The organism is Flectobacillus rivi, assembly GCF_030056655.1.
GTDB lineage: Bacteria > Bacteroidota > Bacteroidia > Cytophagales > Spirosomataceae > Flectobacillus > Flectobacillus rivi.
In genome coordinates this window covers 1-18,912 of sequence record NZ_JASHIE010000012.1, presented here as the reverse complement: position 1 = coordinate 18,912, position 18,912 = coordinate 1, and the positions used below count along the sequence as shown (strand labels likewise).

General features: G+C 36.7%; 19 protein-coding genes. 11 read left to right on the top strand and 8 right to left on the bottom strand.

The annotated features are described in order from the left end of the window. Positions 1-13: 13 nt before the first annotated feature. The 3 genes from QM481_RS17005 to QM481_RS16995 form a co-directional block, all read right to left on the bottom strand. Positions 14-523, bottom strand: coding sequence for a TlpA family protein disulfide reductase (locus tag QM481_RS17005; RefSeq protein WP_283382597.1), 510 nt, complete (start codon positions 521-523; stop codon positions 14-16). 35 nt (positions 524-558) lie between these two features. Further along, positions 559-1,206, bottom strand: a complete 648-nt coding sequence (locus tag QM481_RS17000; RefSeq protein WP_283382596.1) for a hypothetical protein — start codon at positions 1,204-1,206, stop codon at positions 559-561. A 384-nt stretch (positions 1,207-1,590) separates the two neighbouring features. After that, on the bottom strand, positions 1,591-1,785 hold the full coding sequence (locus QM481_RS16995) for a hypothetical protein (protein ID WP_283382595.1): 195 nt from the start codon (positions 1,783-1,785) through the stop codon (positions 1,591-1,593). Between the two features lie 504 nt (positions 1,786-2,289). Between QM481_RS16995 and QM481_RS16990 the strand changes: the two genes are divergently transcribed. The 7 genes from QM481_RS16990 to QM481_RS16960 all read left to right on the top strand — a co-directional run bounded on the left by QM481_RS16990 (position 2,290) and on the right by QM481_RS16960 (position 7,967). Next, positions 2,290-2,589, top strand: a complete 300-nt coding sequence (locus QM481_RS16990) for a hypothetical protein (protein ID WP_283382594.1) — start codon at positions 2,290-2,292, stop codon at positions 2,587-2,589. Positions 2,590-2,790: 201 nt separating this feature from the next. Next, the gene (locus tag QM481_RS16985; protein WP_095167050.1) at positions 2,791-3,564 is read left to right on the top strand and encodes a PASTA domain-containing protein; all 774 of its coding nucleotides are present in this window, start codon (positions 2,791-2,793) and stop codon (positions 3,562-3,564) included. A 30-nt stretch (positions 3,565-3,594) separates the two neighbouring features. Then, positions 3,595-5,502, top strand: a complete 1,908-nt coding sequence (locus QM481_RS16980; protein ID WP_283382593.1) for a T9SS type A sorting domain-containing protein — start codon at positions 3,595-3,597, stop codon at positions 5,500-5,502. A 33-nt stretch (positions 5,503-5,535) separates the two neighbouring features. Continuing rightward, on the top strand, positions 5,536-5,832 hold the full coding sequence (locus tag QM481_RS16975; RefSeq protein ID WP_283382592.1) for a rhodanese-like domain-containing protein: 297 nt from the start codon (positions 5,536-5,538) through the stop codon (positions 5,830-5,832). A gap of 176 nt (positions 5,833-6,008) precedes the next feature. Then, entirely contained in the window at positions 6,009-6,296 is a 288-nt protein-coding gene (locus QM481_RS16970) for a rhodanese-like domain-containing protein (protein ID WP_166552980.1), read from the top strand. A 167-nt stretch (positions 6,297-6,463) separates the two neighbouring features. Continuing rightward, positions 6,464-7,312 carry a prolipoprotein diacylglyceryl transferase gene (gene lgt / locus QM481_RS16965; RefSeq protein ID WP_283375528.1) on the top strand — a complete coding sequence of 283 codons (849 nt, stop codon included), beginning with the start codon at positions 6,464-6,466 and terminating at the stop codon, positions 7,310-7,312. A 223-nt stretch (positions 7,313-7,535) separates the two neighbouring features. Beyond that, on the top strand, positions 7,536-7,967 hold the full coding sequence (locus QM481_RS16960) for a hypothetical protein (protein WP_283382591.1): 432 nt from the start codon (positions 7,536-7,538) through the stop codon (positions 7,965-7,967). A gap of 197 nt (positions 7,968-8,164) precedes the next feature. Here QM481_RS16960 and QM481_RS16955 read toward each other — a convergent pair whose 3' ends face one another. From QM481_RS16955 to QM481_RS16935, 5 genes are all read right to left on the bottom strand, one after another. Further along, on the bottom strand, positions 8,165-9,370 hold the full coding sequence (locus QM481_RS16955) for a C40 family peptidase (protein ID WP_283382590.1): 1,206 nt from the start codon (positions 9,368-9,370) through the stop codon (positions 8,165-8,167). Between the two features lie 61 nt (positions 9,371-9,431). Next, the gene (locus tag QM481_RS16950) at positions 9,432-10,682 is read right to left on the bottom strand and encodes a serine hydrolase (RefSeq protein ID WP_283382589.1); all 1,251 of its coding nucleotides are present in this window, start codon (positions 10,680-10,682) and stop codon (positions 9,432-9,434) included. Positions 10,683-10,858: 176 nt separating this feature from the next. Further along, complete coding sequence (locus QM481_RS16945) at positions 10,859-11,917, bottom strand: aminotransferase class I/II-fold pyridoxal phosphate-dependent enzyme (protein WP_283382588.1); 1,059 nt, start codon at positions 11,915-11,917, stop codon at positions 10,859-10,861. A 333-nt stretch (positions 11,918-12,250) separates the two neighbouring features. Then, on the bottom strand, positions 12,251-13,264 hold the full coding sequence (locus QM481_RS16940) for a dipeptide epimerase (RefSeq protein ID WP_283382587.1): 1,014 nt from the start codon (positions 13,262-13,264) through the stop codon (positions 12,251-12,253). Positions 13,265-13,357: 93 nt separating this feature from the next. Further along, positions 13,358-14,566: a molybdopterin molybdotransferase MoeA gene (locus QM481_RS16935; protein ID WP_283382586.1), complete on the bottom strand. Its 1,209-nt coding sequence runs from the start codon at positions 14,564-14,566 to the stop codon at positions 13,358-13,360. 119 nt (positions 14,567-14,685) lie between these two features. Here QM481_RS16935 and moaC point away from each other — a divergent pair, with 119 nt between their 5' ends. The 4 genes from moaC to tyrS all read left to right on the top strand — a co-directional run bounded on the left by moaC (position 14,686) and on the right by tyrS (position 18,368). Further along, positions 14,686-15,177: a cyclic pyranopterin monophosphate synthase MoaC gene (gene moaC, locus QM481_RS16930; protein WP_166552988.1), complete on the top strand. Its 492-nt coding sequence runs from the start codon at positions 14,686-14,688 to the stop codon at positions 15,175-15,177. After that, the gene (gene mobA, locus QM481_RS16925; protein WP_283382585.1) at positions 15,177-15,734 is read left to right on the top strand and encodes a molybdenum cofactor guanylyltransferase; all 558 of its coding nucleotides are present in this window, start codon (positions 15,177-15,179) and stop codon (positions 15,732-15,734) included. The genes moaC and mobA overlap by 1 nt, the downstream gene beginning before the upstream one ends. 118 nt (positions 15,735-15,852) lie before the next feature. Then, positions 15,853-16,515, top strand: coding sequence for a thiamine diphosphokinase (locus tag QM481_RS16920; protein WP_283382584.1), 663 nt, complete (start codon positions 15,853-15,855; stop codon positions 16,513-16,515). A 548-nt stretch (positions 16,516-17,063) separates the two neighbouring features. Next, positions 17,064-18,368, top strand: a complete 1,305-nt coding sequence (gene tyrS, locus QM481_RS16915; RefSeq protein WP_283382583.1) for a tyrosine--tRNA ligase — start codon at positions 17,064-17,066, stop codon at positions 18,366-18,368. Positions 18,369-18,912: the final 544 nt, after the last annotated feature.

Genomic DNA, 18,912 nt, shown 5'->3' with positions numbered 1-18,912 from the left:
TAGTGTAGGATTATTATTGTGTATGAAGGTATTTCAAAAGGGCTTCTACCTTAGTTTCACCCTTAAATTCCTTTTGCAAGTGATGCTTGTCATCGTAGATAAAAATATGAGGAATAGAAATAGAGCCAAATACCTTTTCGACTTTCGTAGCATCCAAGTGCGCTAAATAAGTATTAGGTAAGCTTTTTAGACGATACCTTTGGGCAAAAGTATCTATCACAATACTATCTGCGATAGAAATCCACCAAAGATTTACATGCTCGAACTCTTCTTGATTTTCGGTTATGGCTTGAGCTTCATATTGACAATGTTCACACTCTGGGTGGAAAAACAGTATAATAGTTGCAAACTTGTTCGGCTTAGGATTATAACCAATCCATTCAAAAGTAGAGACTTGAGGTAATTGCCGTACTTGTTGTGCGTAAAATCTTTTTTCTTCTATTTTCTGATATGAACTATAGGTAAAATATATAATTGCTGTCAAAATCAAGAAAAGTATTCCAAATAGTAGTAGTTTTTTCATAAGGTATAGCAATTTTAAAGTCTATTTATTGAAATTTATGGAGCTAGATTAAGGCTAATAAAGGTAATAAAAGCCACCCAAAGCAAAAGCCCTGTACCATAACTAGAAGCCACAACTTCCATACTTTTATTGAGAGATAGATTAAGGAGTTTTTTGAGCCAATAAGCCAAAAGAACCCAATAAATCAATTCAAACACATTCATTAACTGAAGTGGATAAACTTGCCAAGAAGGAAGCTTCTGTACATCAAATAATTGTAAAGCTGAGAGAGGAAAGAAATATTGTAAATCATTTAAAGTATAGTGCGTTTGGATAAACAAAAACCAAAATAGTTTTATAACAGGAACTACTAAAAAAGGAATTTCTGCCAACATTACTGCCTTAAAAATGATGGAAAAACTTACTTTACGATCAAAGAAAAAGAAACCTGTTTGTAGAACAAGAGCGACTAGTAAAAACTTCAGATAGTATATAATTGGCACAAGTAAATATCCTACCCATGCCCATTTACGAGATTGCTCTATTATACTTTCAATTTTCTCTACTGATAATTGTTCAATGAGCGTGTTGTAATAGAGTGTATCAGAAATTAGAAATAAATTGGTTAAGCATGTTAATAACACTATCAATGCTACTAGGAGTAAAAATACAGTTATATTTTTACTCTGATAAATCATACCCATAAAATAAATTTATTTAGATTTTTACAAAACAATTCCTCTATAATACAACTGAATCAGGTAATTTATTGAATCTTATTTTACATTATTAATGCTTAAGATTATATACATTTATTGCCTAGAATGTTTATGCTGTAGACTCAACTTTTTTTGTGATTAATAATTTCTTTCACTATTAGGGAAATAATCAGAATTCCATACAAAATGACAGTAAGTAGTATGGTGCTGTGATTATCATTCAATTTACTTTTATTTGTAATCAAAAAGTATATCCAGACTGCTAATGCAGCAATAAGGAAGAAGTATCTTATCGTTTTTTTCATACCTCTGAAGGTTAATAGTAAAGTATATATTTTGTAAAATATATACTTTACTGAACATCAATATTTAAACAGCATTTTTGCCTGCACAGTACAAAGAGAGTGCCAATCCTCCAAGTGCTAGTGCCATTCCACCTGTAGCAGCGATGCCGCCAACTATTAGTCCTGATATGCCCCAACCAGCAATTGCTCCTGTCGCAAAATCACATACAGGGCCACCGCCCTGAATGTTTTCTAACTCTGATGATAATTTCTTTTTCATTTTCTTTAATTTTTTAGGTCCATGGACAAGAATATGCTGCAGCGGCACCTATAACGAAACAGACTCCTCCTAATGCATAAGTCATAGGTGTAGGGACAGAAGCGAGTAGAGTTCCAGCACCAAAGAATAGAGTGGCACCTGATGTCATTTCACACCTGCCTCCTCCATGTAGTACTTGAATTTGATTAATTTCAATCTTTTTCATGTTGTTAAAGTTTTTGTTAGAACATAAATTTGATACATATTTTATATGTACAAGACAAACTTAAAAGAAGCCACTGAACTTATAGTTCAGTGCTAAATAAATTTTCAAACTATTCTTTTATGATGGAATAAAAAAAGGCCGTATTGCGGTTTTTACAGTATACGTGTCACATCAAAACAAAGTATTTCATAGTAAAACTTTAAGATATTTTGTTTTTTGATAAAAGAGCAATTATATTCACAAGCGAAAGATTAATACTCTCTTAGCTCATTATTGACCATTCTTATATCTATACACTTATGATTCTAAAAATCTGTGAACGTCTTCGCTATTTGGATAGGCTTATCAAACTGAAAGCCACTGGTACTCCAAAAGAACTTTCCCAAAAGTTAGGTATTACTGAACGTGCTTGGTATAAGTACCGAGATGAACTGATTCATGATTTAGGACTACCTATTACTTATTGTACCTATCATAAAAGCTATATTTACACCGAAGAGGGTTGCTTTGAGATAGGTTTTCGAAAACTGTCTAACCCAGCTAAAGAGAAGATAAGAGGAGGGGCTAGTCTGGAGCTATTGAACGTTAGCTTTCCTTAAATAATAATTTATCATTTCTGAAGTTAATATTTTGTATAGTATATGTGTCCTCGTTGGTTCGCTAGCGAGGACTTGTTTTTATAACCTTTTCTCAACATCTTACATTCAAATATCCCAACCCAATGGTGCATTTTGTGAAAGGCATTTTCCAAAAACAAACTTATCTTGTAAATTGCACCAAATACCATAACGAAGACCGAAATGATCAAAATTCCAACTAATTCTAAAAAAGACGTCTATACTCACGCAGCCATTATTGTATGCCTATTAATGGTCTTATTTTTTGGATTTTTCTTTATTTACCTTCCTTGGAGTACCAATCACGGCGAAACTATTACTGTGCCTAGCTTGAAAGGCTTGACAATGGAGGAGGCCGAAGATTTATTGGACGAAAGAAACTTGGACTACGAAGTGACCGATAGTACTTTTACACCTGGTAAAAAACCTCTTACGGTACTTTCCCAGTATCCGCTCGAAAACTCTAAGGTAAAACAAGGACGAAAAATTTATTTGACAATCAATACCGAAACGGCTCCAATGATTAAGCTTCCAAAACTGACCGAAATGTCAGTACGAAGTGCCGAACAACAGTTGTTGATTGCGGGTTTGCTCAAACCTTCACTTGAATACCAAAACGATATTCGTGAAAATGAGGTACTCGAAGTAAAATATCAAGGTACGAAAATCGATGCTGGAACGTTAATTGCAAAAGGTTCGAAGGTCACGCTCATCGTGGGCAATGGCACAGGTAATGTCGAGTTAGAAATCCCTTGTTTAATAGGCAAACCGCTCGATGAAGCTATTATCATAATTTCTGGTTCTGGTTTACAAAAAGGAACCGTTATTTATGATCCAGATTCGACCGAACCAGCAGGCACAGTGATTCGTCAGAATCCTGCTTGTGAAGATGGCAAAATTAAAGCTGGCGAAATGATTGACCTTTGGGTAGCGGGGAACCCTCCGTCTGGAGAATAAACCTACCAATGGGTATTTAATAAAGTTCAAATGAAAAACATTTCTTCTTACACTTTTATAGGTTCTAAGAAGCCTTTCTGCGGAAAGGGTAAAAAAGGGTGGTTAATTTTTTTACCACTCTTTTTTATTGCTCAATTCCGTACTTTGGCTCAACTACAAACTATTTCTCTTGGCACTCCTGTTACACCTAGTGCGGCAAGAGTAGCTGCCACCAACGCAGCCAAGCTCCCATTCTTTGACGATTTTTCGTATGGACTCAAACTCAATACCAATAATTGGTTGAGTTCGGGAGGTACGTTGGTCAACAATGATTATGCGACGAATCATCCTACCATCAATATACTAACTTTTGATGGACTCAAAGCTGATGGTAATCCCTATAATTTTGTTAATAGTTTGGCTGAAGGACCTACCGATACCTTGACTTCTCAAGTATTGGATTTGTCCAATTATTTGCCTGCCGATTCTCTATATCTGAGTTTCTTTTGGCAAAATAGTTCTTTGGGCGACAAGCCTAATACGAATGATTCTTTGCGGGTACAGTTTTTAACTAATGGCGGTATTTGGCAAACGGTTTGGGTGATGAAAGGAGATCAAGAAGTAGCAAATTTTCAACAGGTATTGATTCCGATTCGAGCACGCAATTTGTATTTTCATAACCAATTTCAGTTTAGATTTCAGAGTTTTGGTCGCCAGTCTGGACAGTTTGATATTTGGAATATTGACTATGTTTATTTGAATACCAAGCGTAATCAAAACGATAAATACTATGCTGATTTGGCGGTAAGACGAAATATGCCATCGCTGCTCAAACGATATAGAGCTATGCCTGTCAGACAGTTTATGCGTCGCCCAACACAGGAACTCAATGATTCCTTGAGTACAGATGTCGTGTATTTGAACCAAACGGCGGTCAATAACTTTTTTGATTATGATTTTACCGTAAAAGATTTACTGACTAATACAACACTACAAAAAACTACTCAGGCCAATGTGGTGATTAGCCCCAATCCAGCGGGTTTATCCAGTGTGAAAATTGCACAGAAACTAGCTACAACCTTAAGTCAACTGAGTAATGACAAATACAGTTTACAAAGCACATTTGCGCTAAAAACTACCGACGAAGGTGTTATTATCAATAGAAAACAAAACGATACCATTCGCATAACAACGGAGTTTTCGGACTATTATGCTTATGACGACGGAACAGCGGAGGCTGGTGCATATTTAGGAAAAGGCTTTGGGCGAATTGCCGCGCAGTTTACCAATAATTCCAATGATGTAGTTTCGGGAGTTCGCATTAATCTATTACCCATGTTGACCAATCTTGAAGGTAATGCCATTACGATTCAGATCATGGAAAATGACAAAGGAAAGCCAGGGAATGTGATTCGTTCATTATATAGTAAGGTGTCATATAGCAAAGTGGTGAATGGTTTTATTGAATATACTTTTGACCCAGTTGCGGTAAAAGATACTTTCTATATTGGTGTTTTACAATTTACTGACGGCGAACCTTTGATTATTGGTTTGGATAAAAACTCTTCACAGTTTTCTTCAAAATACTTTTATAATTTGGGTACGCAATGGGTAAATCTTGCCACTCAAACCAATAATGCTGATTTTAAAGCCGCTAATGGTGCATTGATGATGCGACCTATTATGGGTGGAACTGTCAAGGAAGTAATTTTAGGAACAGAAAAAGATATTCAAGACCAACAATTAGTGGTATTCCCTAATCCTGCGAAAGAATATGTTTCATGGAATGATCCAACTTTACGTAATGTCGAACTTGTCGATTTTCAGGGGCAAAGTATTTTGAAACAAAGAGTTTCCGAAAGTAGAGTTTCAGTCGAAAATCTTAATTCAGGCATATATTTATTGTTACTCTCAGACGAACGTAATACATTTGTTCGCAAAATCAGTATCGTTCGTTAAATTGTGACCTCAACGAAGTAAACAGAATAAAACATGGATATTACAGTAGAAGAATTAAAACAACGCCTAGATGCTGGCGAAGAATTCAACTTTCTTGATGTAAGAGATGAATACGAATACGAAGAAGATAACTTGGGCGCATTGTTGATTCCATTAGGCGAATTGCCAGACCGTTTAGAAGAAATCGATGGCTGGAAAGGACAAGAAGTAGTGGTTCATTGTCGTTCAGGTGCTCGCTCGGCACGTGCAAAAGCATTTTTAGAGTCACAAGGATTTACTAATGTTAGAAACGTGTTAGGCGGAATTTTGGCTTACAACGATTTAGACTAGATTCTTGAAAGACATGAAATCAAAATGGTTCGGGCGAAGGTCTGAACCATTTTAATTTTGTTGAAATAAAATAATATTAATTAGGCTACTGAGTGGACGGACTTCTTGAATGTTGAAGAGATTCTTCTTTTTGCCCGAATACCAATAGTTGACCGCCCCAAGCCCTAGAAACTATCATGATTGATATCTCAGCAGAGGAGTTTAAAAATCGACTTAAGGAGCTTCAAATCGTAGATATTCGTACTGAAGCAGAGGTTCAAGATTTTGATTTGGGAGGATTGCATTTACCCTTTGATGAATTACTAGAAAAACTTGATGAAGTAGATTTCTTGAAAAATAAAGAGTTTGTCATCATTTGTTATACAGGACTTCAAAGTAAAGTTGCAGCTACAATTCTCAGAAAAAGAGGCTTCGAAGGAGTGCGTAATCTTACAGGTGGCATAGAGGCATTCCTGAGTATTTAGCTCAAATAGAAAAGCGAAAATTTGCGAGTTGAGCGGATACCCTATGATTTTTAAAATCAAAAGTCATCATTCTTAACTGAGCACGCTTAGCTTATTCTTAGAAAAGTTTTAAATTTGGCTTTCAGATACACAACGAATTCCATTTAAACAATAATCCAATAAACCGAATGTTAGCATATATAGATTGGTTCACAAGTTCTGATATTTTCACATTTCCCGAATCTTTACCTTTAATAGGTGGCTTACCTGTGCGTTGGTATGGGGTAATGTTTGCCACAGCTTTTTTGTTAGGCTATCAAGTTATTTCATATTTTTTCAAAAAAGAAGGTCGTCCACTCGAACAAGCCGATGAGCTTTTGCTCTATGCTATGATCGCCACTGTGCTCGGCGCTCGAATGGGACATTATTTCTTTTATGAATATCCAACTTTATTGAGTAACCCCGGTCATTTCTTCTGGTCAATGATTCGTCCACCTTATGCAGGTTTGGCCAGTCATGGGGCTGCTATAGGCTTATTTTTAGCCTTCTATTTGTATGTTCGCAAGCACAAAGATATTAGCTATTTGTACGTAACTGACCGTGTTGTACCTACAGTTGCCTTGGGCGGAGCTTGTATTCGTATTGGTAATTTGATGAATTCTGAGATTGTTGGAAAGGAGACAGATGTGCCTTGGGCATTCAAATTTTATAATGATCCATCGCTCAATCACGACTATTTTGCGGTAGTGCCTCGTCACCCAGCACAATTATATGAAGCTCTTTCTTGTATTGTCTTATTTGTGATTCTTTTTATGATTTGGAACAAGAAAAAAGAAAAAACACAAGAAGGCTTAATGACAGGTGTATTCATGGTAGTCTTGTTTATTCTTCGTTTCTTCTATGAATTTATTAAAGAAAACCAAGTAAGCTTCGAAGATGGTATGAGCCTTAATATGGGACAATGGCTAAGCATTCCAGCTATTTTGTTTGGATTAGGAGTACTTTGGTATTCGTTTAAGAATAAGAAGGCTGTTTAGGAGAAAAGGCATAAAGTAGCAAAGGCACAGAGGGACAAAGTGGAGAGTTTGAATAATCTCACTTTGTCCCTCTGTGCCTTTGTGCCTGTTCCCTCTTCATACCTGTTCACGTTTTTGTGACATTTATTTGATTTTTGCGTAACATAAGTGCTTGATTTATCAATAGATAAATTGTAAATTGATTGAAAATAACTTCAACTTATCACCCAAACACAAATCACTCATGGAAAATAATCAAACTGAACCTACTCCAAAAGGACAAATTGAAGAATTGAAAGATGCAGCTGTAGACAAAATTGAGGACTTAGCTGCAACCGCAGGTGAGAAAATCAAAGAAGCTACAGGAGTAGATGTAAAAGCAAAAGCTGAAGAGTTAGCAGCTGAAGCAGGTGCAAAATTAGAGGAACTTGCAGATGCCGCAGATGATAAAATTGAAGAAGTATCAGCAGTGGTTTCAGAAAAAATTGATGCTGTCGAAGATAAAATCGAAGAATTAGTTGGTGGCGACTTAGGCGAAAAAGCAGAAGAGCTAAAAGCTCAAGCTGAAGAAAAGCTAGAAGATATTCAAGAAGCTGCCGCTGAAAAAGTTGAAGAAGCAAAAGAAGCTGCTTCTGGCTTGTGGTCAAAAATTAAAGGAGTTTTTGGAGGTAATTAATCAAGTACCGTTCCACAATTGAGAAGGAGCATCAATATCCAAATACATATCAAAAAAGCGGTCGAAAATTGTTTCGACCGCTTTTTTGATATGTAAAATGCTCAATATCTCTTTTTAGATGAGAGTAACTGTGTCTCTACAGGTGAAATATAGGTTGAATACTAATCACTCATCTACTAAATCACCATTCACTAAAGTTACTGTGGATAAACGCTATCTGTTTTGAGTTTTACGACACTGCCAGTCTTCAGAATACGCTTAGCTCTCAAATATCTTTTGACATTGTATTCGTCGAAGTTGGGTGCTGATGCACTGACACTGCCAATGCGAACTTTGTCAGAAGCATGGATAAACTGATTATTACCAATCCACATACCTACGTGCACTACACGTTCGGAACCATCTTCTCTTTTTTCTCCAAAGAATAATAAATCTCCTTCTTTCAAATTGCTCCAAACCCCAGATTTATCAATCGTTTCTCCTACCATTACTTGCTGCGAAGCATCACGTGGCAATAAAATACCATTCAAGAAATAAACCGTTTTAGTAAAGCCACTACAATCCACGCCTTTAAACGAAGTTCCTCCCCATAGATATGGCACTCCCATCAAACGCTTAGAGGTATTCACTAAGGCATCTTCTGTGGCGGTGGTATTATTTACCCAATTTTTCACTAATTCAGCTTCTTTTGAGAATACGTATCCTATACGATTATCTGGCAAAATTACTTCGTAGTAGCCATTTTTTTCAGCTTTTAATTCCATCACACAACCTGCAACAATATCTGAAACAGGCATGGAGCTATTATTAGCTTCACTATAAACCGTACCAAATGAGTTGGTATAAATTACCTTGCTTTTTGCTTTCCAAGTATTTAATTGCTCTGTGGTAATGGCAGTAATTGCTCCACGGTCTACCCAAGCGATGTAGTGATCGGGGGTTTGAACCAACAGCCATCCATTATCTTCTCTATCCAAAATACGCACGGGCGTACCCATAAGAGCCTGCGAAGCCATTTCGCCCGAATGACGAGGACTATAACGTAAATTACAAACTGAAACTTCTACCAAACCCCATACTTTCTCACCCAGCTCTACAGCAGGAAGTGTACGGATTTGATCAACGATTTCGAGTTTTTCATTTTTTAGTCTTTCCAATAAAAAGCTTTTGGCTCCGATAAGATTGGTCTTTCCTATCAAAATTAATTGATTTTTCTGACGATAGGCATCTATTTGAAAAATAGCTGTTCTTTTATCAGGAGCAAAGCGATGACTAAATTGATCGATGACTTGTGTTACGGAAGAATCTGCCTTAGTGCGTTTTGCGTTATTATTTTTTCCTGGGTTCAACCACGTTGAGCCAATAAGCACAACCCATGAAAATAGTATTGAAATTAGCTTCATATTAAAAATTGGGGTTTAAGACGCCCTCTTCAACCCGCAAAAACTATGCCGAGCAGTGGTTTTATTTATCGTATTGAAACTTAAACTTGCTCAAGTTAGGAAGATGTTTTTTAGGTCTATTTGCTTCATATTGATACACCAACTCACCTAAATTTTTCATAAAAGGAAAGCCAATAGTATCATAGTCGTATTTGCTGTCATTAAAAATTTGATCTTCGTTGCACAAAATCACTGCCGACAACATAAACTCGATCCCTTTTTCAAAATCAACGATATAGGCATTGTCTAACAAAAAACCGTAAGCATCGCCCACTTTGTTGAAAATGCGAATATTGGGATTGATCGCAGCATCTTTTTGTCCTCCATACATCAAAAACTTACAGTATGCTGGCCAATAGTCAGGAAGACTGTACGCAGGGTATTTGCTTTCTGTAGGCATCTGAGACATATATTTGTGCAAAAACTGATAGTCTTCATTCGTCAAATCAAAACGTTGTTCTTTGGGAACAGCATTGGGGAAAATAATCGCACGCAACAATTGTTGTTGTTCGATTAATGGGAAAAAATTCTTTTGCGTAAACTCAAATGGCTCATAGATGGTAGCATCTCCTTTGACATATCCTTTACCCATTTTGATAGGTTCTACAGGGAAGTATTCTTTGGTAGCCGTAATCATCGGTTGCTCATACACCACCTGAGTATTTTCTTTAAAGCTAATGGGGTTTGTTCTTTTGTTTTGCTCCACACTCATGCCTACTTCCAAACGATGTACAATGCGTGTATCTTTCAACCCTTTTGCTCGTAAACCATCATTAAAACCTTCCTGACCCATAAATTCATACAGACGATTAAAGGCATCATTATCCGATACCATCAAGATTTTTTTGGCATAATGCGATACCGACGCCATTCCATTGGCAGAAGTACTGTCGCCCGTCACAGGGGTATGACGTTCGTATTCTGCACCCGTAAACATGGGGGTATCTTTGGTTAATCCTTTTTTATTAAGCTGGTTTATTTTTTGTAAGGCCAGTACACAAGCAGGCAATTTTACGGTACTTGCTGGGTAAAAGTACTCTTGAGGATTGAGCCTAAAGCCATAAGTCGTGAAGCTCGGGCGATTTAAGACATCTCTATTTATTTGGGTATAGACAATTTGAACCCTAAGTCTATCAGCATTATCAAGAATAAATTGAAATTTTTCTGGTTGAGATTTCATCAACTCAGGTAACAACTGAAAATCTATTTTTTGAGCATAAAGCTGTGTTGACATTGCCAGTATTGTCAAGAATTGTATAAGTGTTCTTTTCATCTGTTCAAATGGTTCAAATATCAATTGAGAGTGCAAGCAATAATTAGTTCTGGTTTTGAAGTGTACAAAAGAGTAAGTTTATGTCATTTGCCAATAGCCGCAATCTTTAATCTTTTGTACACCACCAATTATGGTTTTATAATTTTTCCCGATAATACAGTTTTCTTTTGAAATCCTTATCCTGATATTTTAGCAAATTGGTTGCACAACTGGGCTAAATATAAAAGCTCGTCTTCATTGTGCATCGCACTAATTACCAAACGACTCACAGGTTGGTCATGCACCGTAGGATAGGGAAAGCAGGATGTCATGACTCCATGGTTCTTCAAAAAATCATGTAATCCTTCTCGGTGAGTACAAAATGCAGGGTAATTTTTGATTGTATCCAAATAATCTACTTCAAGATTTTCTGTAAAATACTGGATGTTATGAATAAGCTTTTCTTTTTGCTCATAATACAAACCTGTACTAAGCATAAAGGCATCTAACAGGGCAGGCATCATTGGGGAAGCTCCAGCAAACATAGGCGTGTGGCGGAGGTGATTGATAATTTCGGGTTTACCCAAAATCACACCACCAGTCATACCCATAGCTTTGTTGAGCGAACCTGTCACAATCAAATGAACATTGTCGTTAAAGTCAGGCTCAAAGCCTAGAAAGTCTGCAATATGTTGAATCCCCAAGCTATGTGAAGCATCAATTACAACAACGATTTCTTTGTTTTTGGGTAAAGTTTTAATCCAACTAAAATCAAAGTCCTCGACATAGGGTGAACCCACCGAGTCGGAACAAATCACAATTTTTTCAGCAAGATTTTTTGAAATATTCTCTGAAATCGTACTAGCCCATTCCTCGTAAGAATCAATCGGCAAATGCTTATGATGAGGCCAAAGGGCAGGGTGTGTTTTGGGCGCTATTTCAACATGATATTCCAAACTTTGATAATATGATACTGTTACCTGACCTGCCGACATACCCGAAGCTACCGTCAAAGCAGCAGGTGCTCCAAAAAACTGAGCTAAAGCTTGCTCGGCCTCTTCATAGATAGAAAGGCGAACATTGTTGTTTCTAGAACTTCCCCACGAACTTCCCCACTGAACTAAAGATTCAATCAGATTTCGTTTGAAAGTAGGATGCTGTGCAATACCCAAGTACGCCGTACCACTAAACCAATAGTAATCTTGGTCTATAGTTTGGAGTGTATTGCTAGGTATTTTGGATGAATAAAAAATCATGACTTTACTTTGGATAAAATGTAATTAAGAGAGTGTTTACAAGTCAGTTTTATAATAAGAATATGTTTAAATTTTATAAATTATTAGTAATGAGAAAGTTTGTAATTATTTTTCGAAATCCTACTGTTTGAGCCGCAGGCGAGTTTAGGATTTCTTGACTTTCTTTTGTTACTTTTCTTGTGTTAAGACAAGAAAAGTAAGGTGTGGCGAAGAGAAAATTTGTTTTTCTGATACGTGCCAAATAAAATTTTTACACATACTCTAAGAATTTGGAACATGTACGTTTAATTTTTAGCCTATTGATCAAAGCATTAAAGCTTAATGCAGCTAAAATCATTTTAAATTGGCGCCAGTTCCATTTTCATCGGCATAAATCACTTTACCATAATCGATGATAACTCCAGTAGAAATTTGATCATCGACCAACAAAATACCGTCCATATCAACATAATCCAATAATGGTAAGAGTTGCGCAATTGCCGAACAACCTACATTCGATTCGGTCATACAGCCTACCATCACTTTCAAACCCAACTTTTTGGCATGAGCAATCATGCGTAGGGCAGGAGTGAGACCACCACATTTCATTAACTTAACATTGATACCGTGAAAAAAACCATAACATCTTGCCACATCTTCTTCTACAATACAACTTTCGTCAGCAATAATCGGAAGTACTGATTCGGCAAATACCTTTTTCATCCCTTCCCAGTTATCAGCTTTCATTGGTTGCTCGATAAACTCAACGCCTAATTCTTTCAAGGCAATAGCATTTTGTATTGTTTCTTCAACACTCCAAGCGGTATTGGCATCTACTCTGAAGACAGCGTCGGTATGCTTGCGCAACTCTTGTACAATCTTGATATCCTCCTTAGTGCCTAATTTGATTTTATAGAGTGGAAAGGGTACCTCTTGCATTTTTTCCACCATTTTCTCCAACGTGTCAATTCCTATGGTATAATCCGTAATAGGATTATTGCTAGGGTCTAGTCCCCAAGCTTTGTATAGGGGTAATCCCTTTTTCTTAGCCCAAAGATCATTAGCTGCGATATCCAAAGCACATAAAGCAAATGGATGCTCATCCTTTAAATAAGGAAATACATCTTCCCAAAATTGTTTGGGATCTTGTAAATCATAGCTTTCTACAAAGTCTCTCACGGACTCCAATTGAGCTGTCATTTTTTCCATAGTCACGCCGTAATATGGCGTTTCTGTTGCTTCTCCAAAACCTCTAAAGTCCCCATCTTGTAGTTCGACAATCAAAGTTGGTTGTATATCTCGCGACTCGTGAGTAATCGTAAATGTGTGTTTTAGGGGTAATTGGAAAGTGTGAAGTACCAGTTTCATAATCAAAAAATTGGGTTGAATGAAGTAAGTTATATCAAAAACTACAAGAGCAATAAGCGCAGTAGCCTATTGCTCTTATAAGAAAAATTCAAATTAACGAAATCGGACGAAATTAACTATTTCTCCTATCTCAAAATGAGTTTTTTCAGACGGGAGTTCTACAAAACCATCACAGTTGGTCAAGTTAGCAAAATCTGCCGAACCACTGCCTTCAAACGGAATGGCCAACATTTTTCCATTATCAAAATATACCTGTGCAGGCGCAAAATAGGTAAGATTAGGTTTGAAAAACACTTCTTTAGCCAAACTCACTTGTTCTACTTTGGGCTTTTGCTGTGCAATCACAGGTAAAGCATATTTACAAAAACATAAGAAGGTAGATACAGGATTGCCAGGAAGGGCAAAAACTAATTTTTTACCTTCGTTATTTTCTACATCTTTTGTGCCAAACCAAAATGGTTTCCCTGGTTTCTGAGCTACTTTATGAAAACATTTTTTTACACCTAATTGGGCTAAAATCTCAGGAACATAATCTTTCTTTCCTGCCGAAACACCACCACTTAGCAAAATGACATCATGCTCTTCTAAAATTTGAGTAAGCTTTTCCGTTAATACTTCAGGGTCATCAGTCAAATGGAATAATTGAGCTTCGATATTCCAAGTTTGTAGCGCTGCTGCCAACATATAGGAGTTTGACATACGAATTTGATGACTTTCTGGCTTTACAGCAATATCCACTAATTCGTCTCCCGTCGAAATTACCGCTACTTTCGGCGATGCTACTACCTGTACTTCTTGCTTACCGACCGACGCCATTACGGCAATTTCGGCTGGACTAATTCTGATACCTGCTTCCAATAAGATTTGTCTTGCAATTTTATCAGAACCTTGTCGGTGTACATTTTGTCCAAGAGTAATTTCTTCAAACGGAATGGTGATTTTAGCTATTTTCTTGCCTTCGATTTCCTCTATAATCACGTCTTCATATCGTACCACCGTATCGCAACCCGAAGGCAAAATGGCTCCTGTCATAATTTCGATACAAGCATGTGTATCTTGAAGCTGTTTTTGCGTTTCTCCAGCAAATTGAATTTGCTCTACCAAGATTGCTGCTGGATTAATACCTTCAAAAGCAAAAGCGATGCCATCCATCGCTACCCGATTAAAAGGAGGGAAGTCTCGGTCAGCCGTAATGCTTTCGGCTAATATTCTTCCTTTTGAACTCAGTAACGCTACTTTTTCGTTTTGCTGAGGAAATGTATATTGTTGAATAATCTGGTAAGCCTCTTGTGATATTATCATAACTTTGAGAACGTTTTTAGCTTTTTTTCTTTTTATGATAAAACTTGAAAAGACAAATTTCTACAATTTACCTTACCTTTTGAGGAGGCGTACCGTATTTTTGTAAAAAACATAGAGCAATGGCACAAGAACAATCCGAAAATAAAGACTTTTCACATTTAGATACTCAGCATAACCCTTCTATGGTAGATGTTTCGGGCAAAACTATTACCAAACGTACCGCAACTGCCAGAAGTATTATAGCACTCACGCCCGAAATTGTGGCGCAATTTGTCAATGGAGATATTCAAACTAAAAAAGGGGCGGTTTTTCAGACAGCTATTATTGCAGGAACAATGGGAGCCAAAAAGACTTCAGATTTAATTCCTCTATGTCATCCATTAGGGTTGGATTCATGTAAATTCAATATCGAATTACAAGGCAACGAGGTAATCATTGATTGCACGTGCTCATTAACTGCCAAAACGGGCGTCGAAATGGAAGCCCTCACGGGTGCAACTATTGCCGCTTTGACTGTATATGATATGTGTAAAGCATTTTCACATGATTTAGTGATTAAAGAAACTAAGCTCCTATCGAAAACAGGAGGGAAAAGCGACTATAAAGCCTAATGAATGGATTGATACTTTCGGGGGGACAAAGTTCTCGTATGGGTCGTGAAAAACGATTGATTCAATATCATGGCAAGACACAAGAAGAATATCTCTTTGAGTTGCTGAGTTTATATTGTGAAAAAGTATTTGTTTCACTAAATACCAATCAGCAAAGTGACTATCCTTATATATATGATGCGTTTCACGAATTAAATAGTCCTTTAGTGGGCATTCTTTCTGCTTTTCAGCACGAGCCCAAACAAGCTTGGCTGGTGGTAGCTTGTGACATGCCTTTTGTCAATCAAGAAACGATTCAATTTTTGATTGAAGCCAGAGATATATCTCAAAAAGCCACAGCTTTTCAAAATCCAGAGGAGCTTTTTCCTGAACCACTCATTACGATTTACGAACCAAGTATTTATCCCGACTTGCTGCAAGCCTATCAACAAGGACGTAAATCTGCTATGCGAGTATTATCGCAGCAGCCCATAAAGCTGATTAATGCGCCTGATCCACAAATGCTAAAAAGTATTAATACTCCAGCAGAATACGAGGAGGCTATCAAGAGGAAATAGTATGTATTAATTCCTCATGACAAAATGAAAACATTTAAGCCTAACACCTACGGCTTACAACCTAAAGCGTTTTAATTATACATCCGAAATCAAATATCCGAAATCCGCATTCGAATTTATGTCATCTCATCATATTATACGCGACGAACAAGAACCAGCCTTAATCATTGCAAACGGCGAAGCTTGTAGTCAAGAATTACTTGGACAGCTTTTAGAATGGTCACCACTTATTGTTGTGCTAGATTCAGCTATTCATCGAGTTCTCGAATTAGGCATAAAAGTGGATGTATTACTTGGGGATTTTGACCGCGAGCTTGATATTGATGCTATTCGTTCAGCTCAGTATCCCATTGAAATTGTCCATACGCCAGACCAAGAAAAACATGATTTAGAAAAAGCTTTCGAATATCTAATCGCTCGGGGCTTTCCAGCGGCTAACGTAGTTTGGGCTACTGGTCGCCGTGCCGATCATACCATGACCAATATTACTAATATTGTTAGATTTCGAGATCAGCTCAAAATTGTCATGATTGATGATTATTCAAAAATCTATCTGTTACCTTATCAGTTTGAGAAGTGGTATACCAAAGGCACGCCTATTTCTTTGATTCCTATTGGTGAGGTGCATGGTATTCAAACATCAGGTTTGAAATATAACCTATTCGACGAAGCACTTACTTTAGGTTATCGAACAGGTTCAAGTAACGAAGCCGACCAAGACGGGTTTGTAAAAGTTTCCTACGCAAAAGGCGATTTACTCATGATGGAGTGTACAGACTAAAAAAGGCTTGAAAATTACTTTCAAGCCTTTTTTTATACTGAGTTAAGATCTAAACTGGTCATCATTACTAGTCCTTCTTTTAAAGGAATACAAAACACCTGAAGCCAAAATGGCCAAAACAATAACATAAAGTGTTCTCATAGCATTAACTGGTTATTTCAGATGCACGATGAGCGCATCGGAGGTGTTACAAATAGTTACGGTGAAATGTCAGAAAATTAACGAGTAGTAGCTAGGGATATTTTGTGTTTGTAATTAAATATTACAATACAATTACGTAAAAGTCAACACTTTAGATTGCTATTGCAGGATTTTTATTTTGTGGTAATACAAATTAGTGATAAGTGCTTGTGCACACCTAAGCATTTTCACTTATTCAATAATGAAAGTCTATAAAATCCTACATTCTCTATTCTTTTCTTATAATCTTACACAGTTGAATAATCTCGAGGATTTGTTGCGGATAAAGTCTAACTTTGCGGGAAATTTGGAATCTATAGATACACAGATAGTCAACAAACTATTTGTTCATAATTATTAAGCACAAAATGCATAAGAATTTCATTGAAGAATTGCGCTGGAGAGGTATGCTCCACGACATGATGCCCGGAACAGAAGAACAACTCAATAAAGAAATGACAACCGCTTATATCGGTTTCGATCCAACGGCATCTTCTTTACATATTGGTAATCTCGCTACAATCATGTTATTAAAGCACTTCCAGCTTTGCGGTCACAAACCGATTGCCTTGGTAGGCGGTGCAACTGGTATGATTGGCGACCCTTCGTTCAAAGCAGCTGAGCGTTCTTTCCTATCTGAAGAAACCTTGCGTTTCAACCAAGAGGGAATCCGCAAGCAATTATCTAAATTCTTAGATTTTGATTGTGGCGACAACTCTGCCGAATTAGTAAATAACTATGACTGGTTTAAGAATTTCTCTTTTCTTGAGTTTTTAAGAGAAGCAGGAAAATACCTTAGCGTAAATTATATGATGTCGAAAGACTCCGTAAAGAAACGTTTAGAAACAGGTATTTCATTTACAGAGTTCTCTTACCAGTTATTACAAGGATACGATTTCTATTGGTTATACAAAAATAATGGTGTTCGTCTCCAAATGGGTGGTTCTGACCAATGGGGTAACATTACAACAGGTACAGAAATCATTCGTAGAAAAGAAGGTGGTTCAGAAGAAGTAGAATTTAATAGAGCTTTTGCTTTAACTACTCCACTTGTGACCAAAGCAGACGGAACCAAATTTGGTAAATCAGAATCAGGAAACGTTTGGCTCGATGCAAGCATGACAAGTCCTTACGAATTCTACCAATTTTGGTTAAATGCTGCCGATGCCGATAGTCACCGTCTATTGAGAGTATTTACATTACTTTCTCGTGAGGAAATCACTGCTATCGAAGAAGAACACGCTGCTGCACCACACTTGCGTATCATGCAAAAAGCTTTGGCAAAAGACGTGACTTGTCGTGTTCACTCTGAAGAGGCATATAATATAGCAGTAAAGGCATCAGAAATCCTTTATGGAAAAGGCACTGTCGATGCTTTACAAGGAATGAGTGATCAGGATATTCTTTCTGTATTTGCAGGAGTGCCTCAAACAATCATCGCACGTGGAGATTATGAAGCTTGTACTAATATTACAGATTTAGTATCAACTGTAACTAATGGAGAGGTATATGCTTCAAAAGGAGAAGCTCGTCGCGCTATTCAAGGGAATGCTTTAAGCGTAAACAAATCAAAAGTTCCAGATCCAAATCATCCAATTGACTTTATACTTCTTAATAATAAGTATCTGTTACTAGGAAAAGGGAAAAAGAACCATCTTTTGATTGTCGAATAAAAATAATAATTGTTAAAGACCTTCAACTAACAAAAGTTGAAGGTCTTTTTATAACTATTCATAGAATTTATTTACCAAAGGGTTTGATAGGTTGTATGCTTTGACTTTTAGTAGTAAAAAAGTTTGAGATCTATTTATTTTGTTATCAACGACTTACAAAAAACTTTAAAAAATAGTATTAAAAAGATTTGGAAGGTTGGGAATAAAGTGGGAATTTTGCACTCCCAAACGACGGGAAAGGAGTTGTAGCAAAGAAAGAAAGTTAAGCGTTGCGAAAATAAATTTTAAAAAATATTTTCAAAAACATTTGGAAGTTAAAAATAAAGTTACTAATTTTGCACTCCCAAACAACGGGAAGCGGTTAAATCGAAAGAGATTTGACGACAAATTTTGAGATAATAAACTGATGATAAGTTGGTTAATTATTTTGAGATAAAGAGTTCTTTGAAAAGCTGGTAAGAAAAGATAAAAGAAAATACGACATTCTAAGATAGGTTGTGATGTTATAATTCTTTAGAATAAGACAGAACAACATTTCATTAAA